This is a genomic window from Bacillus sp. BS98, assembly GCF_008432245.1.
Classification (GTDB): domain Bacteria; phylum Bacillota; class Bacilli; order Bacillales; family Bacillaceae_G; genus Bacillus_A; species Bacillus_A toyonensis.
This window is the reverse complement of the sequence record NZ_CP043830.1, coordinates 4,010,526-4,033,358: the sequence shown is the minus strand read 5'-3', so window position 1 is coordinate 4,033,358 and position 22,833 is coordinate 4,010,526. Positions and strand designations below refer to the sequence as shown.

At 35.5% G+C, this 22,833-nt stretch carries 32 protein-coding genes; 19 read left to right on the top strand and 13 right to left on the bottom strand.

Features of this window, described 5'->3' with window-relative positions; translation table 11 throughout:
• The first annotated feature begins 129 nt into the window (after positions 1 to 129).
• The 3 genes from F0362_RS20890 (at position 130) to F0362_RS20880 (ending at position 1,637) form a co-directional block, all read left to right on the top strand.
• The gene (locus F0362_RS20890) at positions 130 to 780 is read left to right on the top strand and encodes a 2OG-Fe(II) oxygenase (RefSeq protein WP_000183876.1); all 651 of its coding nucleotides are present in this window, start codon (positions 130 to 132) and stop codon (positions 778 to 780) included.
• Positions 781 to 900: 120 nt separating this feature from the next.
• Positions 901 to 1,398: a shikimate kinase gene (locus tag F0362_RS20885; protein ID WP_000836652.1), complete on the top strand. Its 498-nt coding sequence runs from the start codon at positions 901 to 903 to the stop codon at positions 1,396 to 1,398.
• Positions 1,399 to 1,436: 38 nt separating this feature from the next.
• The gene (locus F0362_RS20880) at positions 1,437 to 1,637 is read left to right on the top strand and encodes a YqzE family protein (RefSeq protein WP_000106086.1); all 201 of its coding nucleotides are present in this window, start codon (positions 1,437 to 1,439) and stop codon (positions 1,635 to 1,637) included.
• A 65-nt stretch (positions 1,638 to 1,702) separates the two neighbouring features.
• On the opposite strand, the gene F0362_RS20875 is transcribed toward F0362_RS20880, so the two are convergent.
• Together F0362_RS20875 and F0362_RS20870 are read right to left on the bottom strand one after the other, a co-directional pair.
• Entirely contained in the window at positions 1,703 to 2,335 is a 633-nt protein-coding gene (locus F0362_RS20875) for a VC0807 family protein (RefSeq protein WP_001073100.1), read from the bottom strand.
• Positions 2,336 to 2,475: 140 nt separating this feature from the next.
• Entirely contained in the window at positions 2,476 to 2,592 is a 117-nt protein-coding gene (locus F0362_RS20870; protein WP_149890064.1) for a GTP pyrophosphokinase, read from the bottom strand.
• A 72-nt stretch (positions 2,593 to 2,664) separates the two neighbouring features.
• On the opposite strand from F0362_RS20870, the gene F0362_RS20865 reads away from it, so the two are divergent.
• Positions 2,665 to 2,892, top strand: coding sequence for a hypothetical protein (locus F0362_RS20865; RefSeq protein WP_000032702.1), 228 nt, complete (start codon positions 2,665 to 2,667; stop codon positions 2,890 to 2,892).
• 97 nt (positions 2,893 to 2,989) lie between these two features.
• Positions 2,990 to 3,121 (top strand): hypothetical protein, encoded by a 132-nt coding sequence (locus F0362_RS31260; RefSeq protein ID WP_000064664.1) that lies wholly within the window; start codon positions 2,990 to 2,992, stop codon positions 3,119 to 3,121.
• A gap of 50 nt (positions 3,122 to 3,171) precedes the next feature.
• Here the strand turns inward: F0362_RS31260 and F0362_RS20860 are convergent, their stop codons facing one another.
• Positions 3,172 to 3,966 carry a YqhG family protein gene (locus F0362_RS20860; protein ID WP_001183954.1) on the bottom strand — a complete coding sequence of 265 codons (795 nt, stop codon included), beginning with the start codon at positions 3,964 to 3,966 and terminating at the stop codon, positions 3,172 to 3,174.
• A complete protein-coding gene (locus F0362_RS20855; protein WP_001100044.1) occupies positions 3,953 to 5,635 on the bottom strand; it encodes a DEAD/DEAH box helicase in 1,683 nt (560 codons plus the stop codon). Before F0362_RS20855 ends, F0362_RS20860 begins: the two co-directional genes overlap by 14 nt.
• A gap of 390 nt (positions 5,636 to 6,025) precedes the next feature.
• On the opposite strand from F0362_RS20855, the gene gcvT reads away from it, so the two are divergent.
• The 11 genes from gcvT (at position 6,026) to F0362_RS20800 (ending at position 14,604) form a co-directional block, all read left to right on the top strand.
• Complete coding sequence (gene gcvT, locus F0362_RS20850) at positions 6,026 to 7,126, top strand: glycine cleavage system aminomethyltransferase GcvT (protein ID WP_000631761.1); 1,101 nt, start codon at positions 6,026 to 6,028, stop codon at positions 7,124 to 7,126.
• A gap of 20 nt (positions 7,127 to 7,146) precedes the next feature.
• Positions 7,147 to 8,490: an aminomethyl-transferring glycine dehydrogenase subunit 1 gene (gene gcvPA, locus F0362_RS20845; protein WP_149889945.1), complete on the top strand. Its 1,344-nt coding sequence runs from the start codon at positions 7,147 to 7,149 to the stop codon at positions 8,488 to 8,490.
• Positions 8,487 to 9,962 (top strand): aminomethyl-transferring glycine dehydrogenase subunit 2, encoded by a 1,476-nt coding sequence (gene gcvPB, locus F0362_RS20840; protein ID WP_000795710.1) that lies wholly within the window; start codon positions 8,487 to 8,489, stop codon positions 9,960 to 9,962. The genes gcvPA and gcvPB overlap by 4 nt, the downstream gene beginning before the upstream one ends.
• Positions 9,963 to 10,383: 421 nt before the next feature.
• Complete coding sequence (locus F0362_RS20835; protein WP_000542262.1) at positions 10,384 to 10,608, top strand: DUF3929 domain-containing protein; 225 nt, start codon at positions 10,384 to 10,386, stop codon at positions 10,606 to 10,608.
• A gap of 70 nt (positions 10,609 to 10,678) precedes the next feature.
• Positions 10,679 to 10,870, top strand: coding sequence for a hypothetical protein (locus F0362_RS20830; protein WP_000535934.1), 192 nt, complete (start codon positions 10,679 to 10,681; stop codon positions 10,868 to 10,870).
• 116 nt (positions 10,871 to 10,986) lie between these two features.
• Positions 10,987 to 11,361 carry a GntR family transcriptional regulator gene (locus F0362_RS20825; RefSeq protein ID WP_001021357.1) on the top strand — a complete coding sequence of 125 codons (375 nt, stop codon included), beginning with the start codon at positions 10,987 to 10,989 and terminating at the stop codon, positions 11,359 to 11,361.
• 3 nt (positions 11,362 to 11,364) lie between these two features.
• The gene (locus F0362_RS20820; protein WP_000891283.1) at positions 11,365 to 12,237 is read left to right on the top strand and encodes an ABC transporter ATP-binding protein; all 873 of its coding nucleotides are present in this window, start codon (positions 11,365 to 11,367) and stop codon (positions 12,235 to 12,237) included.
• Positions 12,218 to 12,886 (top strand): ABC-2 transporter permease, encoded by a 669-nt coding sequence (locus F0362_RS20815; protein WP_001249435.1) that lies wholly within the window; start codon positions 12,218 to 12,220, stop codon positions 12,884 to 12,886. Before F0362_RS20820 ends, F0362_RS20815 begins: the two co-directional genes overlap by 20 nt.
• A gap of 14 nt (positions 12,887 to 12,900) precedes the next feature.
• On the top strand, positions 12,901 to 13,533 hold the full coding sequence (locus F0362_RS20810) for an ABC-2 transporter permease (RefSeq protein ID WP_001186575.1): 633 nt from the start codon (positions 12,901 to 12,903) through the stop codon (positions 13,531 to 13,533).
• Positions 13,534 to 13,565: 32 nt separating this feature from the next.
• A complete protein-coding gene (locus tag F0362_RS20805) occupies positions 13,566 to 14,162 on the top strand; it encodes an ABC-2 transporter permease (RefSeq protein WP_000595334.1) in 597 nt (198 codons plus the stop codon).
• Positions 14,163 to 14,412: 250 nt separating this feature from the next.
• The gene (locus F0362_RS20800) at positions 14,413 to 14,604 is read left to right on the top strand and encodes a hypothetical protein (protein ID WP_001042435.1); all 192 of its coding nucleotides are present in this window, start codon (positions 14,413 to 14,415) and stop codon (positions 14,602 to 14,604) included.
• Positions 14,605 to 14,614: 10 nt separating this feature from the next.
• Here F0362_RS20800 and F0362_RS20795 read toward each other — a convergent pair whose 3' ends face one another.
• The 5 genes from F0362_RS20795 to F0362_RS20775 form a co-directional block, all read right to left on the bottom strand.
• Positions 14,615 to 14,872, bottom strand: a complete 258-nt coding sequence (locus tag F0362_RS20795) for a DUF3975 family protein (protein WP_000267969.1) — start codon at positions 14,870 to 14,872, stop codon at positions 14,615 to 14,617.
• A 15-nt stretch (positions 14,873 to 14,887) separates the two neighbouring features.
• A complete protein-coding gene (locus F0362_RS20790; RefSeq protein ID WP_000312621.1) occupies positions 14,888 to 15,202 on the bottom strand; it encodes a DMT family transporter in 315 nt (104 codons plus the stop codon).
• Between the two features lies 1 nt (position 15,203).
• Entirely contained in the window at positions 15,204 to 15,536 is a 333-nt protein-coding gene (locus tag F0362_RS20785; protein WP_000312340.1) for a DMT family transporter, read from the bottom strand.
• 71 nt (positions 15,537 to 15,607) lie between these two features.
• Positions 15,608 to 16,189, bottom strand: coding sequence for a TetR/AcrR family transcriptional regulator (locus F0362_RS20780; RefSeq protein ID WP_002005730.1), 582 nt, complete (start codon positions 16,187 to 16,189; stop codon positions 15,608 to 15,610).
• Between the two features lie 97 nt (positions 16,190 to 16,286).
• Complete coding sequence (locus F0362_RS20775; RefSeq protein ID WP_001273954.1) at positions 16,287 to 17,264, bottom strand: LacI family DNA-binding transcriptional regulator; 978 nt, start codon at positions 17,262 to 17,264, stop codon at positions 16,287 to 16,289.
• A gap of 314 nt (positions 17,265 to 17,578) precedes the next feature.
• On the opposite strand from F0362_RS20775, the gene F0362_RS20770 reads away from it, so the two are divergent.
• On the top strand, positions 17,579 to 18,115 hold the full coding sequence (locus F0362_RS20770) for a hypothetical protein (RefSeq protein ID WP_002048959.1): 537 nt from the start codon (positions 17,579 to 17,581) through the stop codon (positions 18,113 to 18,115).
• 35 nt (positions 18,116 to 18,150) lie between these two features.
• On the opposite strand, the gene F0362_RS20765 is transcribed toward F0362_RS20770, so the two are convergent.
• Positions 18,151 to 18,534 carry a rhodanese-like domain-containing protein gene (locus F0362_RS20765; protein WP_000108653.1) on the bottom strand — a complete coding sequence of 128 codons (384 nt, stop codon included), beginning with the start codon at positions 18,532 to 18,534 and terminating at the stop codon, positions 18,151 to 18,153.
• 170 nt (positions 18,535 to 18,704) lie between these two features.
• Here F0362_RS20765 and F0362_RS20760 point away from each other — a divergent pair, with 170 nt between their 5' ends.
• Positions 18,705 to 19,541, top strand: a complete 837-nt coding sequence (locus F0362_RS20760; protein ID WP_000514088.1) for a lipoate--protein ligase family protein — start codon at positions 18,705 to 18,707, stop codon at positions 19,539 to 19,541.
• A 28-nt stretch (positions 19,542 to 19,569) separates the two neighbouring features.
• Here the strand turns inward: F0362_RS20760 and F0362_RS20755 are convergent, their stop codons facing one another.
• From F0362_RS20755 to F0362_RS20745, 3 genes are all read right to left on the bottom strand, one after another.
• A complete protein-coding gene (locus tag F0362_RS20755) occupies positions 19,570 to 20,412 on the bottom strand; it encodes a hypothetical protein (RefSeq protein ID WP_000111890.1) in 843 nt (280 codons plus the stop codon).
• A 200-nt stretch (positions 20,413 to 20,612) separates the two neighbouring features.
• A complete protein-coding gene (locus tag F0362_RS20750) occupies positions 20,613 to 21,284 on the bottom strand; it encodes a DUF1129 family protein (protein ID WP_000993577.1) in 672 nt (223 codons plus the stop codon).
• A 5-nt stretch (positions 21,285 to 21,289) separates the two neighbouring features.
• Positions 21,290 to 21,607, bottom strand: a complete 318-nt coding sequence (locus F0362_RS20745; RefSeq protein ID WP_149889944.1) for a PadR family transcriptional regulator — start codon at positions 21,605 to 21,607, stop codon at positions 21,290 to 21,292.
• Positions 21,608 to 21,763: 156 nt separating this feature from the next.
• Between F0362_RS20745 and splB the strand changes: the two genes are divergently transcribed.
• Entirely contained in the window at positions 21,764 to 22,789 is a 1,026-nt protein-coding gene (gene splB, locus F0362_RS20740) for a spore photoproduct lyase (protein WP_000802126.1), read from the top strand.
• The last annotated feature ends 44 nt before the right edge of the window (positions 22,790 to 22,833 follow it).

Genomic DNA, 22,833 nt, shown 5'->3' with positions numbered 1-22,833 from the left:
GCTTCAATTTCTTTTGGGAAATGGATAAATATAACGATCAAAAGTTTAAATTTTCTCAAAAAAGAGAAAGGTAGAAAGAATATGATATATTCATGCTATCCAATCATTTTTTTTAGGGAGAATAGGGAAATGACAAATAACAATCAAATAGGTGAAAATAAAGAACAAACTATTTTTGATCATAAAGGAAATACGATTATGACAGAAGATAGGGAAATACAAATTATTTCGAAATTCGAAGAACCTCTTATCGTCGTATTAGGAAATGTAATAAGTGACGAAGAATGCAACGAATTAATTGAAATGTCTAAAAATAAAATAAAACGTTCTACAATTGGTTCAGCACGTGATGTAAATGATATCCGAACAAGTAGCGGCGCATTTTTGGAAGAGAATGAACTTACTTCGAAGATTGAAAAACGTATTTCATCTATCATGAATGTTCCGGTGACGCATGGAGAAGGATTGCACATTTTAAATTATGAAGTGGATCAACAATATAAAGCGCACTATGATTATTTTGCGGAACATAGTAGATCAGCTGCTAATAATCGTATTAGCACGCTTGTAATGTACTTAAATGATGTAGAAGAAGGCGGAGAAACGTTCTTCCCGAAATTAAATCTTTCTGTACATCCTAGAAAGGGAATGGCAGTATACTTTGAGTATTTTTATCAAGATCAATCACTAAATGAGCTTACGTTACATGGAGGGGCATCTGTAACGAAAGGCGAGAAATGGATTGCAACGCAGTGGGTGAGAAGAGGTACTTATAGGTAAAAGCGAGTATGTTACGTTTTGTTCTTCTTAGTATAAGAAGAACAAAACGTTTTTTTATTAAACAAAGTAGCATCTTTCGTTATAATAACAATTAATACATGACGATTGAGAGGACAGAAAATGAAATCTATATACATAACCGGCTATATGGGAGCTGGGAAAACAACAATTGGAAAAGCGTTAAGTAAAGAACTGCAAATGGATGTTGTAGATACAGATCAAAAAATCGAAGAGAAGCAAGAGAAGGCAATTCGAAATATTTTTGCAGAAGAAGGCGAAATAACTTTTCGAGAATATGAAAGTGAGATGTTACGTTCACTACCAGTTCATAATGCAATCATTACAACTGGTGGAGGGATTATTGAGCGAGTGGAAAATCGAAAGTGGATGAAAGAGAACGGGACTGTCGTGTATTTATATTGTGATCCGCATGTAATTGCAGAAAGGCTTCGTGAAGATACGACACGACCACTATTTCAGAAGAAAGATATAGAGGCATTTGTAACGAAATTCGAATCGCGCCGAGCGTATTATGAAGAGGCACATATTCATATCGACACGACAAATAAGTCAGTAAAGCAAATTATGAATGAATTAAAGGAAAAGATTAATGAATAAAAAAGTGGACATACTAATCAAGTAGAGGTGATGATAATATGTCTACTAATGATTATGTTCGCTTTGTGACGCAGCAGTTTGTGTCATATATGGATGCACCAAAAGAAGATCGTAAACAAAAGAAAGAACAACGCCGCTCTGAAAAAGAGCCATTTTTAAATAAATGGTTTGGTGTTATGCCGCTTAGTGCAGCTTTATTTTATCGAAACGTAAAAAATAAAAGGAAAAAATCAAGTTAACTTTTAGTCATATGTCTAGCAAAATGAAAATCCCCTAGTAGCGTTATATACTAGGGGATTTTCATTTACTGTACAGACTCTTTTTCCTCAGTAACCGCATGTATTTTATTGTTCACCCATACGAACCCTATTCCGATACAAATTGAAATGCCCCAGCCGACAGCAGTCATAATCGCTCTCATTTCACCGTAGCCATCTACACCGAAAACGGAGATGAAATAAATTTTTAAAAAGCTTTTTAATATAAATTGAAGCCCGAAAAATAGCGTTAAATATTGTAGTGCTGGATATATACGACTATCACGATACAGTTCACGACTTTTATCACGGTCATGCCCTTGTAGTGCTGCAATATCTGCTGCGAAATATAACATAAGTGGTTTTTTTATAAAAATTGTACATATGACGATAATACCGAGTACGATGTGATAATATGCATCGTTCCACAACATTCGTTCAGCTGATCCAGATAATAAATCTACCGTCGTATTAGAAATGAGTGTAATTAAAATAAAGAATCCTGTCACGTTAAACTGCTTTTCTTTTTTAAAGGTATACAGTGTATAAATAATCCCCGGAACAGAGGAAATTAACATCGCGTAATAAGGATCAATATAAGGTTTTGCAAATTTCCAAATGAGGAATGGGATTACGAGATAAAAGACAAGATCTAATATAGCTTTTTTATTTTGATTCATACAAATCCTCCTTAAGTCATACATATATTTTATAATATAATTTCTGAAAATTGTATAAGGTTTGATTGGAAAAGAAAAAATATATCAATTTTTGAGGGATTAGTAGATTGAAAAAATTGCCCCTAGCGTAGTAAGTTTTTTTAGTATATAATAAAGGAAACGCTTTCATTTTTGGTTTGTTCACAAAATGGACGGAAAATCACATATGTACTATCGGTATGTTGCTTTATAATGAAACTAATTAAATATACGTGCATACAATATTGTGAAATAAATAACATAAATAAAATATATAAATGTAAACGTTATCAAAGAGAGAGGTGGAAACAATGAGTAAATTTTTCTTCAATCATAATCCAGCAACAGTAGAGGATGGAAGGCTTGTTAAGTATGCTGAAATTATTTATGGAGAAGGTGGCCGTTCTGTATTAGAAAATTTAATGGTGAAGGCATCTATCAGATTGCGCGATCGTTATCCGAATAAATCTGACGAACAGATCTCGAACCTCGTAAATAAAGGCATCCATGATATGTTTCAAAAATATGTGAGTGAGTAAGAGTAGCCAATGGCTGCTCTTATTTTTTTGTATAAGGATTGTAACTCTAGCTGAAAATAAACATGTGTTTTGAAAAACGTAAAAAGGAGTGGGAAAGATGAGCAATGGAATTGGACGTTCGAAAGAAAACCTTCCAACTGATGCAAATCATGTGAGCGCAAAGGATCGTGCACAGCAGAAACGTATGGCACAGAAAAAACAGCAAGAGCGTAGTGACGATAGCGAGTAGGATAGAAAATAAATAAAAAAAAGCTCCTTCTAAAAACGGAAGGAGCTTTTTTAAGATAGAAAATGATTAGCGGTAACATAAAAGAGGCCACCGTTAATAATTTGCACTGTAATACGTGGTTCATATTGTTCTTGCAAGGCTTGTTTTTCAATTTCATAGCTTTCAGGAAGTTCATCACTATCTTCATAAAAACGATTTAAAAGATCTAAATCGTGATTCCAACGTACCCTCGCTTCTTTCGCCCACGCATGATCATCTTCTGCAATTATATTTTTTAAAGCGTCCTCTATACGTTGTAAGCCGCTTTGAGGCTTAATGATAGGAGAGAGCGTAAAACAAAAATCAGGTATTTTCGGTGTAAGTTTAATGTTAGTTAATGTTTCATGAAAATTTGCCATCATTGTTCCAGAGATGAGATGAATACCAATGGAATGAAGGATGTCTTTTTTTCGATCACATTGATAAGACACTTTTATATTTACACCGAGCCAAGGATGGAGCGGTGTATGCGTTGCCCCGTTATGCTTTATTTCCTCATATAAACGTATGTAAGAGCCTAATTCTTTCGTTGTCTGGAAAATTTGATGTAGTCGTGGTGAACCGTAGTGAATAAGTTCGCCATCGTTTTCTTCGTTTTCTGGATTTGTAATAAGAGTAAGGCGCATCGGATTCGGTACGCCTCCTGTTTTTTCAAGATAGTGCCAATAGAAAGGGCGGTTCATTAATAATTTATCCATCTCAATTGTTAACTGCACATCTAATAGGTGAGGGGAACGTCCTAAAATTTCGCAGTTATTCGCTTCAAAGAAATTGTTTAAGTAATTATGGATTTCATGTTGCTGCATAGCCTTGCACCTCAGCTTCATTTCGCTTCGCAAAGTCGATAATAGATGTTAAGTTTTCCATCTTAATTCGAATTTCTCCTTCGCTTTTTGATTGCGCAAAAATTTCTTGAATATGCGCATCGATGTTTTTCATATTAATTCTTGTTAAAATTTCATCGAGTTCACCGATAACACGCTCAAATAAATTTATTTTTTCATATAACAGTTTCAAAATGTGTTCTTCAACAGTATGCTTTGTAGCTAAGTTATAAATATGAACATCATTTTTTTGACCAAGACGGTGAATACGTCCAATTCTTTGTTCAAGACGCATTGGGTTCCATGGCAAATCATAATTGATCATATGGCTACAAAACTGTAAGTTAATTCCTTCTCCGCCAGCTTCCGTTGCAATTAATACTTGCGCGTGTTTTTGGAAAAGTTCCTTCATCCAATCTTTTTTCCCGCGTTTAAATCCACCGCGGAACGGAACGGAAGAAATGCCGTGCTGCTGTAAAAACCATTGTAAGTACATTTGTGACGCTCGATATTCCGTGAAGATGACGACTTTATCGTCAATTTCTTTTATAAGCTCAAGAGCTTTATTTGCTTTTGAGTTGAATGGAATATGATTAATATTGTCCATTAGTACATCAATATATGGATCTTTTATATATTGTTCATTTTCTTTCTGACGTTTTTCTACATGCTTTTTTAATGAATAGTACACAGCTTCACGGCTACTACATGCCTCGCGTTTTAATGTTAAGGATGAGAAAGCAGATGTGAAGGCATCTCGTCCTCCCCAGTGTTCAATTGCATTATATAAAGCTTGCTCTTCTTTATTAAACTCTACAAAAATTGTACGTACATGCCTCTTCGGCCAATCAATTCCGGTATTATGACGTCTATTTCGGACCATTACTTTGTTAATGAGAGCTTTTAAGTCTTCATCTGATTCGGCTGAACGATTTTTTGAAGCGTAGTATTCTTCAAAGTTGGATTGATTGCCCAAATGTCCTGGTTTTAATAAAGAAACAAGGTTGAAAATTTCATCAATCTTGTTTTGAACAGGAGTAGCTGTTAGTAATAAACAAAACTTCTTTTTTAATCGCTGTGCAAATTCATAGTTTTTTGTTTTATTATTTTTTAGTTTATGTGCTTCATCGATAATAATAAGATCATATTCTAAGTTCAAAACGATATCGCGATGTGGTGAACGTTTTGCAGTATCAATTGATGATACGATCACGTCAGCTTGCTCCCACGAGTAGCTTTTCTTTTGAGCTACAGCTGGAATGAAAAACTTTGTATTTAGTTCGTATGCCCATTGTGACACGAGAGAGGCTGGGACGAGTATGAGTACTTTTTTCACAAGCCCACGCACCATATATTCTTTTAAAATAAGTCCAGCTTCAATTGTTTTTCCAAGCCCTACTTCGTCGGCTAGTATCGCTTTACCGTTCATTTGTTCAATAACATTTTGAGCGACTTCTAATTGATGAGGAAGCGGTGTGAAATGGGATAAGTGCTTCGGTGCTTGTAGTCCATCGAAAGTAGGAACAAGTAACGATTTTTCTGTTTCATAAGCTAAATGGTATAAATCCCAGTTTGTCCAAGGACCATCTTCTTCAATTCTATTTAAAAAATTGTTTTGCCACGTCCGATCTACGGAAATATCAACATTCATTACGACTCTCCCACCTTTTATAAGTTAAAGTAATTATTTTTTACATGTATAATGATTCGCCTTGAAAGAAGGCTTTGTTATCGTTATTAAAGGCTATATGATAGACAATAATAAGCATTAAATCTCAAAAGTTGTATTTAGTAAGATTAAGAATGAAAAATTCTAAATTATTTTTTATGCTAGAATATTGATGAAATATAGCGAATGATGTTAGGATAATGGTGTGAAATGTGTGGAATCTTTCGTATTTTATCCAAGAAAGTACTTTTTTATTTACGCTTTCATAAAAAAATATAGTGAGATTCCGTATATCCTATCTTTTCAGAATGAAAATGTTTAGATATGGGAAGCAACTTTTATTGATTTGTCAGAGCATAAGGGGGAAAGAGCATGATTACATTACAACGTACACCGTTATTTGATGTATACGCGAAGTATGGTGGGAAAACAATCGACTTTGGTGGCTGGGAATTACCAGTTCAATTTTCAAGCATTAAAGAAGAACACGAAGCTGTACGTACAGCGGCAGGTTTGTTCGATGTGTCTCATATGGGAGAAGTTGAGGTAAAAGGTGTAGATAGTTTAGCATTTTTACAACGTGTTGTTACAAATGACGTATCTACCTTAAAGGTAGGAGGCGCACAATATACAGCTATGTGCTACGAAAATGGTGGTACAGTAGATGATTTATTAATCTACAAACGTGGTGAAGAAGACTATTTATTAGTAATCAATGCATCAAATATCGAGAAAGATTACGAATGGTTAGCAAGTCATGTAATTGGCGATGCGAAAGTAGTCAATGTTTCTAGTGAAGTTGCGCAGCTTGCAATTCAAGGACCAAAAGCAGAAGGCATTTTACAAAAAGTTGTGTCAGAAGATTTGAAAGAAATTAAGTTCTTTAAATTTAAAAACGATATTCTTGTAGATGGAATTCCTGCACTTGTATCTCGTACAGGTTACACAGGTGAAGACGGATTCGAAATTTACTGTAAGAGTGAAGATGCTGCAAAACTTTGGGAGAAACTTCTTGAAGTTGGAGCAGAAGAGGGCTTAAAAGCATGTGGTTTAGGTGCTCGTGATACACTTCGCTTTGAAGCAACACTTCCGTTATACGGACAAGAATTATCAAAAGATATTACACCGATTGAAGCAGGAATTGGCTTTGCGGTAAAACCAAACAAAGAAGCAGATTTCTTTGGAAAAGAAACGTTAAAAGAGCAAAAAGAAAACGGTGCATCTCGTAAATTAGTCGGCATCGAAGTGATCGAACGCGGTATTCCTCGTACGCATTACCCTGTATTTGTAGGAGAAGAAAAAATCGGGGAAGTAACGAGTGGTACACAATCTCCAACGTTAAAGAAAAGCATTGGTTTAGCACTAATTGATGTAAAATACGCAGCAGTTGATACAGAAGTAGAAATTGAAATTCGTAATAAACGCGTCAAAGCAGTAGTTGTTCCAACACCATTTTATAAACGTTCAAAGTAACGGGGAGAGGGGTAGATTTCATGTTGCATCGTTATCTTCCAATGACAGAAGAAGACAAAAAAGAAATGTTACAAACGATCGGCGTTCAAACGATCGACGAATTATTCTCTGATATTCCAGAGAGTGTTCGTTTTAAAGGGGATTTAAAAATTAAAGAAGCAAAATCAGAGCCAGAGCTTTTAAAAGAGCTATCTCAAATGGCTGGTAAAAATGCTAATTTAAAAGAATATGCTTCTTTCTTAGGAGCAGGCGTATACGATCATTATGCTCCAGTAATTGTTGATCATGTTATTTCTCGTTCAGAGTTTTATACTGCTTACACGCCATACCAACCAGAAATTTCACAAGGGGAATTACAAGCAATCTTTGAATTCCAAACAATGATTTGTGAATTAACAGGAATGGATGTAGCAAACTCTTCTATGTATGACGGAGGTACAGCTTTAGCTGAAGCGGCAATGTTAGCGGCTGGCCATACTCGTAAAAAGAAAATTCTTGTATCTAGTGCAGTGCACCCAGAATCAAGAGCAGTACTTGAAACTTATGCAAAAGGTCAACATCTAGAAGTTGTTGAAATTAATCATAAAGATGGTGTAACAGATTTAGACGTATTACAAAGCGAAGTAGACGATACAGTTGCTTGTGTAATCGTTCAATATCCAAACTTCTTCGGACAAGTTGAAAAGTTAGCTGATATTGAAAAAATCGTTCATCAACAAAAATCATTATTTATCGTTTCTTCAAATCCGTTATCATTAGGCGCATTAACACCACCAGGGAAATTCGGTGCTGACATTGTAATCGGTGATGCACAACCATTCGGTATTCCAACACAGTTTGGTGGACCACACTGTGGTTACTTTGCAACAACGAAAGCATTTATGCGTAAAATTCCAGGACGTCTTGTCGGACAAACGGTAGATTCAGATGGTAAACGTGGATTTGTATTAACGCTACAAGCACGTGAACAGCATATTCGTCGTGACAAAGCGACATCTAACATTTGTTCAAACCAAGCGTTAAATGCATTAGCAGCTTCTGTTGCAATGACGGCACTTGGAAAACAAGGTGTGAAAGAAATGGCACGTCAAAATATTTCTAAAGCACAATATGCAAAACGTCAATTCGAAGCGAAAGGCTTCATAGCTACATTTGCTGGACCATTCTTCAATGAATTCGTTGTAGATTGCAAACGTCCAGTGAAAGAAGTAAACGACGCATTACTACAAAAGAATATTATCGGTGGTTATGATCTAGGCCGTGATTATAAAGAATTAGAAAATCATATGCTGTTAGCAGTAACTGAGCTTCGTACAAAAGAGGAAATTGACACACTTGTAAACGAAATGGGGGCTATCCAATGAAGAACCAAGACCAAGCACTTATTTTTGAAGTGACTAAAGAAGGACGCGTAGGATATAGCTTACCCAAATTAGATGTAGAAGAAGTGAAACTAGAAGATGTATTTGAGAGCGATTATATTCGAGTAGAAGATGCAGAGCTACCAGAAGTATCTGAACTTGACATTATGCGCCACTATACAGCACTTTCAAACCGTAACCACGGCGTGGATTCTGGATTCTATCCACTTGGATCTTGTACGATGAAATATAATCCGAAAATTAATGAGAATGTAGCTCGTTTTGCAGGATTTGCAAATATTCATCCACTTCAAGATGAAAAGACAGTACAAGGTGCAATGGAATTAATGTACGACTTACAAGAGCATTTAATTGAAATTACAGGTATGGATACTGTTACATTACAACCAGCAGCAGGTGCACACGGAGAATGGACAGGTTTAATGTTAATTCGTGCCTACCATGAAGCAAATGGTGACTTTAACCGTACGAAAGTAATTGTTCCTGACTCTGCTCACGGAACGAATCCAGCATCTGCAACTGTAGCTGGTTTTGAAACAATTACAGTAAAATCGAATGAACATGGTCTTGTTGACTTAGAAGATTTAAAACGTGTTGTAAACGAAGAAACAGCAGCACTTATGTTAACAAATCCAAATACATTAGGTCTATTCGAAGAAAATATTTTAGAAATGGCTGAAATCGTCCATAATGCAGGCGGTAAATTATACTATGATGGTGCAAACTTAAATGCGGTATTAAGCCAAGCGCGCCCAGGAGATATGGGATTTGACGTTGTGCATTTAAACCTTCATAAAACATTTACAGGTCCGCATGGCGGCGGTGGTCCAGGTTCTGGTCCAGTAGGTGTGAAAGCTGATTTAATTCCGTACTTACCAAAACCAATTTTAGAGAAAACGGAAAATGGCTACCACTTCAATTACGATCGTCCAGAAGCAATTGGGCGTGTGAAACCATTCTATGGTAACTTCGGTATTAACGTTCGTGCATACACATACATTCGTTCTATGGGTCCAGATGGACTACGTGCAGTAACTGAGTATGCTGTATTAAATGCGAATTATATGATGAGAAGATTAGCGCCGTTCTATGATCTTCCGTTCGATAGACATTGTAAGCATGAATTTGTATTATCAGGTCGTCGTCAAAAGAAACTTGGTGTACGTACATTAGATATTGCAAAACGTCTGCTTGATTTCGGTTACCACCCACCAACAATTTACTTCCCATTAAATGTGGAAGAATGTATTATGATTGAACCGACAGAAACAGAATCAAAAGAAACGTTAGATGGTTTCATTGATAAGATGATTCAAATCGCTAAAGAAGTAGAAGAAAATCCAGAAGTTGTACAAGAAGCACCGCACACTACAGTTATTAAACGTTTAGACGAAACGATGGCTGCTCGTAAACCTGTTTTACGTTATGAAAAGCTTGCTCCTGTACAAGTTTGATTAGAATAAAAAAGAACTCGCTACATGCGGGTTCTTTTTTTGTTTGGAGAATTTGTCCTGCTATTTGTGGACAGTAAAACTCCCAACTCAAAACTTAGCTGGTGCAAAGAAGCCAGGTGGGAGATAAACTGTCCGTAAATGCCCGATTGGTGAAGGCTAATAATCAGTGGGGATGAACAAAAATCCCCACTGATTAAAGTTTCACTTTATGCAGAAATAGTGAAGAAAATGTTAAAACTTTATATTTTTTGTTTCATAATTGTGTAAAGATGTAGTTTTATAGGTAGTTTTGTTGAAAAAGTCGGTTTGATAAAAGTATTTATTTTTGTTAGAATTTTATTGAAATTAAGAAGATGTGATGAGGCAAAAATTACTCATTTTTATGTATATGTGAAAAAACGAGCAAGGCGGGGGTGAAAGTATGGGATATCGATGTTATAGAATGGTATACCATTTAGAAAATGGAGAAACAATTAAAGATGTAAAAGAATTTTGCTATCGAGACCAAGGAAAAGTGTTAGAAAGAGTAGCACATCGTGTAATGGATAATAGAGAAGTGACGGCGATTGATAAACAAGGAACAATCATTTCAATAGCATGTGAGGACATTGTAAAGGTAGAACTTGATTACATAAAAGAAAGTTAACCTTGAGTCATATCGAATTATTCGATAAAATATACTGTTGAATGGTGCAGAGAGTAGAGAGGAGTTTATCATGGGTAGTACAAGACACTTTTATATGTTTATTTTAGCGTTTGTTCTTGTTGTGGCGTTAACGATTTATTTAATTGTTGATAGCAGCTGGTACAATACAGTTCATCCGGCATTCCTTCTGTTTATGTATGTAGGAATTGCGGTTGTTAGTTTCGGAATGAGAGACGAAATGTTAGATCGCTTTGAAAAGTGATACATATACGAAAGACCAACAGGAAAATGTTGGTCTTTTTTTCTTGCCAAAAATAGGATGGTGTGCATATACTGTATATATAAGATATATACAGTATATACACACTGGAGGAAAACATGAATATTATTATTTCGAATTCTTCCCAAGACCCTATTTATGTACAAATAAGGAAACAATTAAGCCAGCTTATTTTAAATGGTGGTTTAAAGGGGGGAGACCAACTGCCGTCTATTCGTAGCTTAGCGAAGGAATTACAAATTAGTGTAATTACAACGAAGCGTGCGTACGAGGAACTTGAAAAAGAAGGATATATAGAAACTGTTGCTGGGAAGGGGACTTATGTTTCACGTAAAAACAATGAACTATTAAAAGAACAGCGCTTACGTTTATTGGAAAGTAAGGCTGAAGAAATTGTGAGAGAAAGTAAAGTGTTGCAGCTTTCACTTGAAGATTTACAGCAGATGATTGCGTGTTTATATGAGGGGGAATAAGGAATGTTAGAGCTAAAAAACGTTTGTAAAAGATATCAAGATTTTGCAGTGAAAAATATAAGTTTTACGCTGCCACGTGGATATATTATGGGATTTGTCGGACCGAATGGTGCTGGGAAAAGTACGACGATCAAAATGATTATGAATTTAATTAGAAAAGAGAGCGGCGATATACAAATTTTTGGCAAGGACAATAAGAAAGCAGAAAAGGAAATAAAACAAAATATCGGCTTTGTATATGATGAAAATCATTACTACGAAGATTTAACGTGTGAACAAATGAAGCGTATTATTGCACCGCTATATAAAAAGTGGGACGAATGTCAGTATCAATCGTATATGGAGAGATTACAAGTTCCAAAGTATAAAAAAATTAAAGAGTTATCTAAAGGGATGAAAATGAAATTTGCGATTGCCATCGCGCTTTCGCATCATGCAGAGTTTATTATTATGGATGAACCAACAGCAGGATTGGACCCAGTTGTTCGAAGTGAATTGCTTGATATATTGCAAGAAATTGTAATGGAAGATGAAGTATCTGTATTATTCTCAACGCACATTACAACAGACTTAGAGCGCATCGCAGATTATATTACTTTTATCAACGATGGGGAAATTATATTTACTGGTGAGAAAGATGAATTAATGGAGAGCTACGTAATCGTAAAGGGAAGTAATGATTTATTGGATCGAGAAGGAAAAGAGCTATTTGTTGGATTACGAAAAAATAAATTTGGTTTTGAAGGTTTAGCGAAGGATAAACAAGTAATTATCGATTGGTTTGGAAATGAGGTTGTACTAGAAAAGCCTACATTAGATGATATTATCGTTTACACTGCGAAAGGGAGAGGTGCCTATGCGTCAGCTCATCTATAAAGATTTGTTCTTTTTTCGGGTAACTTGGTTAGTGAATCTTATTATGCCCCTTATGTTCTTTTTACTTGAGCCCGGGAGTGAATTGTTATTTCCGATGAGTTGTCTATTTATAACCCTTTCCTCCGTTATGACGCTAATCTATATGGATGAAAGGAATAAAAGTGACATTGTAATAAATAGTTTACCGTTAAGTCGAAAGGATATCATAATTGCTAGATATATTTCCTGTGCAATATTTATTGTAGGTGGCATGCTCTCTACGATGTTAGTTGTTTTTCTTATAAGAGGCATTGTGGTCATCGGTGATATCGGGGCATATCATCCTAATCTATACATTGAAATTCCGTGGTATGAAATAATAAATGGAGCTGTTTACGCCGTATTTTTGGTTGTCACGTTTTTCCCTAGTTATTATGGTACAAAGTCGAAGGTAGTAAGAAGTATAGTATCAGCAGCCTCAATAGGAGTCGGAGGGATACTTTGGATATTTATTAGTGATGAGATCAATGGAATAGCACCTTCATTCATTGAGTGGATTATGAATCCTATGCATATTGGTGTATTTATAGTTGGATTCATTACATTAGTTAGTATTTATATCGCTTCTATGTTTCTAACAATTAAAATTTATGGAGCCCGTGATTTATAGAGAGGAGAATTCATATGCAACAGTTAATTTTGAAGGAGTTTTTCTTACAGAAGAAGATGATTCCTTTCTATTTTTTAATACCCGTTTTATCGATTTTTAGGAATTCTGTAGAACCGATGGGGATTGCAATAGGATTATTTATGACATGTAGTATGATTATATATATTTCTTTTTATTATGAAGAAAAAAGTAAAACAGAAAAAGTATTAGTGAGTTTGCCTATAACGAGAAAAGAGATAGTTATAGCTAAATATATTTCAACTACATTATTTATTATAGTCGGTTTGAGTACAACTTTTATAGTCGTAATATTAGGAAATATTTTGTTGGACAGAGATATAGTTATTCCTGGATATGCAATGTTTTCAGCAATAGTAGCAACTTTGATTTATTGTGTGATAATGATACCTACTAATTACATCGGAGGAAATAAAGCTACTACTGTCTTGTATGTAATTATGATTTTTCCTTTAATAGGTATGATTGGCCTTATGTGTAATGTTTTTGGTGATAAAACAATTATGTTAAAAGTACTTCACTCTGAGGATGCTACAGTAGCGATGAGTGTTCTTGGTATCGGAGTGTTAGTAAGTATAGTCATATCAATGTTACTCTCAATGAAAATGTTTCAAGAGGCAGAGTTATAGAAGTGGCATTTTCATGTTAGGAGGTGTAATACATGATTAAGCAATTAATTTTAAAAGATTTCATCATTCAATGGAAATTTTTAATTTGGTACATACTGTATCCTATTTTCTTTTATATGGCCTTAACAGATACGGAAAATCTGTTCATAATTATGTCAGTAATTATTACAATTGGGGCAACAGTAAAAACATTTGAAGCAGATAGTAAAAATGAGAGTGAAGTGATAGTAAATAGTTTACCAATATTGAGAAAACAAATTGTGTATGCGAAATATATAGTAGCAATTATTATTCTTTTTATAAGTGTAATAGTCGGTTGTTTCACGATGGGAATGAAGAATGGGGTTAACCTATTTGAATTTATTGAAACGACAATGGTTGCTAGTATTAGCTTTATTTTAATATATTTAAGCTTGGTTTTACCGATATCATTTTGGCTAGCATATAAAAAAGCTATTTTTATTACGCTTTTCATGCTAATAGCACCGACAGCCATTTGTACTATGTTCTTTGAAATCAACCTGGAACAAATCCAACTATATAACAGTTTATTATTCGTTAGTTCAATATGCATGTTCATAGTATCTGCCTTCGTTTCAATGAAATTGTATGAGAAGAGAGAATTTTAAAAGGTGCCTCATAAAAGGCACCTTCTTCAATATCGACAATATGAAAGTAATAGTTTATAAACAGAGAGGCTATTCGGTACAACATCTTTTGGAGTATGTAATATAAAGCTGAAAACGATAATGAGAATGAGAAAGAGGAAAAATAAAAATAGGATCTGTTTATGTATAGAATTTTGCATAGGATCCACTCCTTTTTTAGGTAGTATGTCCAAAAGGAAGGAGTGTATGAAAAATTTTAGGAGGGAGAATGATGAACAAAAGAAAATGGTTATATAGAATAGGAATACTTTTAGTTTCAATTGGTTGCATATTAGCAAACTTTTATTCGGATATACCAATGCTATTTCCTAGTTTGCATAAAGGAATTGGTATGAGTGTTGTCGTAGTTGGTCTGCTTTGTCTTATCACATCAAACTTCTATAGAAAGTCTGAATCTATATAAAAAAGGACAGTTACTCTTTTTCAGAGTAACTGTCCTTTTTAAATAACTTATTATATAGCTTGGCGATACTCCATATAATTACGATTGCAATGGAAGCGATAATGGACCAAACGATAGATAAAATTTCAAGTGTCATGTTCGGAAGGAATGCAAGAATGGATAATACTTTATGAAACAACCATTCTATTATATGAAAACTTACTTGCAGTAGAATGGCGATCACGAGTGTGATCCATGCTAACATTTGTTTTCCTTTTTCTCTCCACATGACATTCACCTCACGTTAGCTTAATAGTTTTAAGCCAACAGCGCCGCATAGAATGCAGCTTAAGAAGGCAAGACGACGCCAATCCGCTGATTCTCGGAAAATAAGAATGCCTAGAAGTGCACTTCCGGCAGTTCCGATTCCAGTCCAAATCGCGTAAGCAGTTCCCATCGGTAATGTGTCCATCGCAAGGGATAAGAAGAAGAAGCTTACGCCGAAGTTAGCGATTAAAATAACTTTTGGTGCCCAGCCTTTCTTTTCAGTGGCTACTTTCATAAAGAGTACACCAATAATTTCACAAATACCAGCTAGAATTAAAAATACCCAAGCCATTTTATGCGGCCTCCTTCGTTTCTTTTTCTTCTGTTACTCGTTTTAAACCAATTACTCCGAAGAAGATTAAACCGATTAATAAAACTTTTACGATAGAGAACGGTTCTCCGAAGATGAAAATTTCTGTAAGAACGATTCCGCCCGCTCCGATTCCTGTGAAGACTGCGTATACAGTGCCGACAGGTAAATCTTTATAAGCTCTAAATAATAAGACGAAACTAATTGTAATTAATAGCGCAACACCAGCCCACTCAAGTGGTGCCTCCGCTTTTTTTAGTCCAATCACCCAAAAGATTTCAATAATACCAGCGATGATTACATAAATCCATGCCATATGTCATTTCTCCTTCCTACCAGTCGTTAGGTAAAGGGCTTAAAAACGACGCATTGCAAAGGAGCAATCCGTCAGTTTGAAAGTCCGCGCCAAAATACTTTCCAAGAAGCGTCTAAACGTGTCTCAAAACGATTTAAACCTGCGTATAGTAGTTCAACCATAAGACCGTCGAGTAAGCATAGAAAAGCCTCTAAGGCGTCTTTTACTTCAATGTTATGCAGCTCATCTTGTTCGCTTGCTCTTTTAAATACCGGGAATAAAAGTTTTCCGACGTTTTCAATGTGTACATTTGCTTTATTAATAATTTGTTCGCGAAATGCATCAGGCGGAAAATAAGAAGTTCGTAACCAAAACATTGATTCTTCACTTTCACCAAATCGTTTTGCGTAGCCTTTTAATAATTTTAATAGCAATTCTTCAGTGGACGAATTGGAAAAGCTTTCGATATCGCCTGTGAAGCTCTGCAAATCTTTTTGAAGAGCAGATTCTAAGCATATGAAATATAGCTCTTCTTTTCCTTTAAAGTGTGCGTAAATCGATGGTTTTTTAATCCCAACTTCTTGGGCAATATTTGCCAATGAAGTTCCTTCATAGCCGTAGCGTGCGAAATGAGAAAGTGCTACAGCTTTAATGCGATTTGCTGTCATTTTCATCCCCTACCTACCGTTCGTTAGGATTATTATATGAGATAAAAAACACAAAGTCAATAGGTGAAAAGCTGAAAAAGAGTGCTATAGTTAACGCTCCTTTTCAGACTGTTTTTCGCTCAATTAAATGGAATGGAAGTTCTTCTGAGTTCCCGGTTATTTGTTCGTCCTGCATCTGTTTATGGAATAAGGTAAAAGCACGTGATCCCATCGTAAGACCAGGGTGTTCAATAGTCGAAATTTCTAACGCCTTTGAAATTTCATGGTTATCGAATCCTAAAATAGCGAGATCTTCAGGGACGCGAACACCATGTTTCTTTGCTTCTGTTAATAAACCGGCAGCTACTTGGTCATTCGCTGTGAAAATAGCAGTTGGACGATTTTTCATATGTAAAATACGGTGGAGTATTTGTGCTCCGTCCTGCATTGTATAGCATTGATGAAAAATCCATTCAGGATGTAACGTTTGACCTTCGTTATGAAGTGTATCAGCAAACGCTTTTTCACGTTCCATAGAATTTACACTCGTTTTTCTTGCTAAACAAATTCCGATTTTTTCATGGCCTTTACTTAGTAAATATGCAGTACCGAGCCGGAATCCTTCATAATGATCTACGTAGACAGATGAAATGAGGGGGTGGTTCATTTTTTCACATGAAATAATAGGGGCGAATTTTGCGAAAGGTTCGATTTGTTCCCATGAACTCGTTCGAGAACAAATAATCATCCCGTCAAATTGTTTCATTTTCATCATTTCAAGAACACGAATTTCTTCAATACTATCGTAATTTGTTTGGCATAAATTAATGTGATATCCAGCTGCTAACGCTTCGTTTCCGATTCCTTCAATAATGGTACTGAAGTAAGGGACATTAATGAAAGGGAGCATAACCCCGATTGTATATGTTTTCCCCTTTATTAAATGAATAGCATTTATATTTTTTGCGTAGTTTAATTCTTCAACCGCCTCTAGAACTCGTTTCCGTTTGTCTTCTTTTACGTAAGGGTGATTGTTTAAGACACGGGAAACGGTTGATATAGATACACCAGCAGTTTTAGCGATTTGTTTTATATTGGCCATATGGATCACCTCTTTACTTATTATAAAGGGAAAATAAGTAGAATGAAAAAATCTTGACCTGAAAAGCTTTTCACAATCTATGTTATAAATAGGACTTCTATTATTCGCGTAACCATTTCGTTTGGGCGTAAGAATAGCGAAGTCTTTCTGTTTGTTTGAAAGCAGTTTTGTCAAAATGTGTGAGAATAACGAGGAAAGTTTTCAAAGGTGGAGTGTGGCATTCAAGCGAATATGAACAACATATAAACGCTTTGTTCGTTAAGAGGGCGGTATGAAAGGGCGGAAACAAATTGAAAAAAGGAATCATTTGTTTCGTGTTTTCTAGTGTATTACTTAGCTCATGTTCATTTCAGCAAACGATGCAAGAAGAAAAAACATTTGTGGGAACAACAGGTGGGGCTACAGATCGCGTTACGGATCCGATTCCGTTAAAAGAACTTCCAAAATATTTTCCGGCGAAATTTAAAGTTCCTACCTTTTTACCGTATGACATTACGAGTGATGTGTTGGGTGAAGTAAGAACGATTGAAAAGAAGAATGCTGTCTTAACGATTAAATATAAACAACAGGAGCAAGGTAGACATGAGTATATTGAGCTAACTGTTGCAAATTTCCCTTACAGTTTTCCGGATTTTGTAGAAGAAAAGCGATTTCAAGAACAAATGAAATTGAATAATGGAGCGTCTGCTTATTTTAAAAATAAAGATGACTTCGAGAGAGGAGAGGAATTTGCTACGCTTCTATGGAAAGAAAAGGGGATTGAATATCAGTTATTATATCGTAATGTAGAAGAGAACGATGCAGATGTAATAAAAAAGAATCTATATTACATTGCAAACAATATGAAATAAAAAACTAACTGCAGCATGCAGCTAGTTTTTGTATGTTATTTCTTTTTAATTTTACCTGTCCAAGATTTAAATCCACCTTGTAATTGGTAGAAATCTTTGTAACCTTGTTTTTTTAAGTATTGAGCTGCACGGCCTGTACGGAATCCGCTTTGGCAGTATAAGTAAACAGGTTGATCTTGGCGAAGTTCTTTATGACGAAGGCGAATTTGTGATAACGGAATGTTACGTGCACCTAAAATGTGCCCTGCGTTATATTCGTCTGCTTCGCGAATATCGATAAGCTGTGCTTTACGGTAGCCAGCGCGAAATTCTTCTTCTGTAAGAGTTTTAATTAATTTTTTCTGATAGAAATACATCCATACAGTGTAACCGATGAACGCTACGATTACGGCTAATAAAATAATCCAAGTTGTTGACACGGTTCTATCGCTCCCTTTTTTCTTATCCTACTTTCAATATTATAATGCCCATATGTATTTATGCAACAGATTCATTTGTATATAAGGAGAAATTTCGTATTCTTTCACAAATTTTGTCGAATTTGGTAGACTAGAGAATGTGAAAAATAATTGGTTATATGAGGTGTAGGATGGGAAAAGAAAAATGGTGTTATATTAACTCTGGTCAATGTTCACCAGCGTTTAATATGGCGTTAGACGAATGTTTATTAAATTGGCAAAGTGAAAAGAAGATGCAACCAACAATTCGTTTTTATGAATGGGAAGTACCAACATTAACAGTCGGGTATTTCCAGCGTGTTGAAAAAGATATAAATATGGATGTAGTTAACGAAAAGAAATATGGGTTCGTTCGTCGTCAAACAGGCGGCAGGGGTGTACTACATGACAAAGAATTAACGTACAGTGTTATTGTGTCTGAAGATCATCCAAATATGCCAAAAACAGTTACGGAAGCATACCGCATTATTTCGCAAGGCTTATTGGACGGTTTTAAGGCATTAGGATTAGAAGCGTATTATGCAGTTCCGAAAACAGAGGCGGATCGTGAGAATTTAAAAAATCCGCGTTCAGGAGTATGTTTTGATGCGCCATCTTGGTATGAAATTGTAGTTGAAGGAAGAAAAATCGCAGGTAGTGCTCAAACACGTCAAAAAGGTGTTATTTTACAGCACGGATCGATTCCGTTAGAAATAGATTTAGACGAACTATACGACCTATTTTTATTCCCAAATGAACGTGTGAAAGAACGTATGAAAAGTATGTTTTCTTCTAAAGCGGTAGCAATTAATAAATTGACAGACCGTACATTTACGATCGAACAGTTAATTAAAGCGTTCGAGGTTGGGTTTGAAAAAGGATTGGATATAGAGCTTGTGCCATATGAATTAACAGAAGAACAGTTACATGAAGTTCAAACGTTAGCAAAAGAAAAGTATGAAAGTAAGGAATGGAATTATAAAAAATAAGAGATGGCAATTGCCATCTCTTATTTTTTTATAGTAAATTAAGTACTTTTTCTACTTTGATTCCTTTATCTTGTAAAGAACGAAGGCGATTTACAACGTCCATAATTTCTTTGTCAAATGTAACGCTAATACCTTGGCTTTGTAGTTCTTCTTTTAAGCCTTCAATAGAATCATCTATGTCGATGCCAAGCTCGTAATCTTGACAAACTTCAATTGTCTTTTTCACGAGTTTCACATAATTTTCTTGTAGTTTTGAATTTGTTTCAGTCAAAGCAGGTTGTTTCGGTTTTGCTGGAGCAACCGGTACTGTCTCTTGCTTTGTAACTGAAGTAGGGACTACTTTTTTCACAGGTGCTGGAGTAGTTAGTTCTACAGCTGCTTCTACGCTTACTGGCTTCGGCGTCGGTACCGGAGTAGGCTTAGGGGCCATAGCAGGTGTTTCTACACGCGTAATAGGTTTAGGAGCAGGTGTAACTGCTTTTGGAGCTTCTACAACTACTTCTTTTTTCGGTGTGGCTTCTACCGGTGTTTCTTCTTGACCAGCAGCCTCTTTATTTTCTTTACTCCACATAACGCGTTCTATTTCTAGAGAAACATTGTTTTTGTTCATCGCTGATAATGTAACTTTACCAACTTCAGCGTTTCCAGTGAAATCAACAATTTTATAAATAACACTCTTGTTCCAATCCACGTTTCCGCTCAAAAATAATTCTTCGTTACATTTCGGCGTTAAGCCCTCGATTTTAATTTCTGCGTTTACACCGTTTTCACTGTATACCATAATTAGCGAAGCATTTACATCTTCGTCTGCTAACATTAGTTCACGTACCATTTTGCCGGTGCGTACTTGCGTTTTCTTCTTAACTGACATCTAATTTCTCCTCTCAAAAATTCAGTAATAATAAAAAAATCGTATAACGAAAAATAATTGCTCACGAAGATTTATGATACCGATAATAAAAGCATCACGTCAACAATTAACTTTAATTATTTTGCATTTTTCTTATTTTCTTTATGAAATTTTTCAATTTGTAAAATTAGACAGAAGAAAAACAGCCTTTTGAAAGGCTGTTAAAAATTTGATTTTTTGTATAGTAATTTATATAAAATGAAAAATAAGATAGCAATTAAGGCGTTTTGCCAAAAGGTTAGGTGGTAAATGAGATAAGGTTGTTTTTTAAAATAGACATTTAAAAATACAGCTGAACAAAATGGAGTAGCAAATGCAAATCCAAATAGAATCCTTCTTTTCCAATTCATCTTTTGATCAAAGGAATAGCGCTTTAATAAATATAAAATGAAAAGTATGCCTAGTATAATAAGTGAAACGAACAAAGTGGTTCCAGGGATGCTAAAAGCTGGGCTTAATTGTTCGATATTTTTCCTGAAGATTAAAATGAAAGTCGAAACAAGTGCATCCATTCCAAACTGTATAGCAAGAAGTAAGCTAATAACAAAACCGATTAAAGAAGTTTTTTCTAACTTTGTTTGAGCTGGTAAAGCCGATATGAGTTCATCACAATAAGATTGTAAGTCATTGCCGAAAATATCATAAGCATTTTTATTTTCTCTTTGTGCTTCGATGAGATGATCTAATATTTCTAATAATAGTTCTTCTACTTGTTGTTCAGGTACGTTAGATAACCGAAGATATACTAGCATATCGCCATAAGAAGCTTCGTTTTCAAATGTTAGAAGTTCGCGTTTTTTGTTGTTCAATTCAATCATGTCTTGCGCATTCATCCCTATCACTCTCCCTGTAATAAGTTGTTCACCGTTGTCGAAACCATTCCCCAGCTTTGTTTAAATTCTTCAAGCTGTTCTATTCCTTTAGCGGTTACATGATAATATTTTCGCTTTGGACCGAGTGAGGAAGCTTTTAATGTTCCTTCAATTAGCCTCTCTTTTTGCATACGTAACAATAACGGATATATGCTTCCTTCGCTGACAAATGTAAAGCCGTATTTATTTAATTTTGTACTCAGCTCATATCCATACACTTCTTCTTGCGAAATGATGTATAGGATGCAACCTTCGAGTACACCTTTTAACATTTGGCTATGCATGATTTCCCCACCTTTTATTCAGGTAACTTGCCTTGCAAGGTAGCTGTTATCCAAATTATAACATTCAGTAACTTGCAACGCAAGTTACTGAAGTGGAAAACTTTAATGCGTTTTAATTTTTCCGTGTTCTCCATACTAACGAGAGGAGGGAAGTATATGAAACCGTTTATGCCAAAACTTGTTTACTTTGAACCGAAGGCACTCGAATATCCACTTGGAAAAGAGCTGTATGAGAAGTTTACGAAGATGGGATTAGAAATTCGTGAAACGACATCCCATAATCAAATTAGAAATTTGCCAGGTGAAAATGATTTGCAAAAGTATCGCAATGCAAAGGCAACGCTTGTCGTTGGGGTGAGGAAGACATTAAAGTTTGATACGTCAAAGCCGTCAGCTGAATATGCAATTCCGCTTGCAACAGGGTGTATGGGACATTGCCATTATTGTTATTTGCAAACGACCCTTGGTAGTAAACCTTACGTTCGTGTATATGTGAATCTAGATGAAATATTTGAGAAGGCACAGCAATATATGGATGAAAGGGCACCAGAAATAACAAGATTTGAAGCGGCGTGTACATCAGATATCGTTGGAATTGATCATTTAACGCATGCTTTAAAGCGAACGATCGAATTTATGGGAGAAAGTGAGCATGGGCGTTTACGTTTCGTTACGAAATATTCGCACGTTGATCATTTATTAGATGCAAAGCATAATGGGAAAACGCGTTTTCGATTTAGCATTAATTCACGTTATGTGATTAAAAATTTTGAACCGGGGACATCGCCGTTCGAAGAGAGAATTGAGGCTGCTCGTAAAGTGGCGGGGGCTAATTATCCACTTGGCTTTATAGTTGCGCCACTTTATATGCATGAAGGATGGGAAGAGGGGTATCGTGAATTGTTTGAGAGATTATACAATGCCTTGAAAGATATGGTGATACCAAATTTAACGTTTGAATTAATTCAGCATCGCTTTACGAAGCCGGCAAAAAAGGTCATTCAAGCGCGTTATCCGAATACGAAACTTGAAATGGACGAAGAGAAGCGGAAATATAAATGGGGACGATACGGTATTGGGAAATACGTCTATAAAAAAGATGATGCAGAAGTATTGGAGGAAACGATTCGAGGATATATTCGTCACTTTTTTCCTGACGCAGAAATTCAATATTTCACATGAAAGGAACTTGTATTTGAATGCGGGTTCTTTTCTCTTTTGCAGAT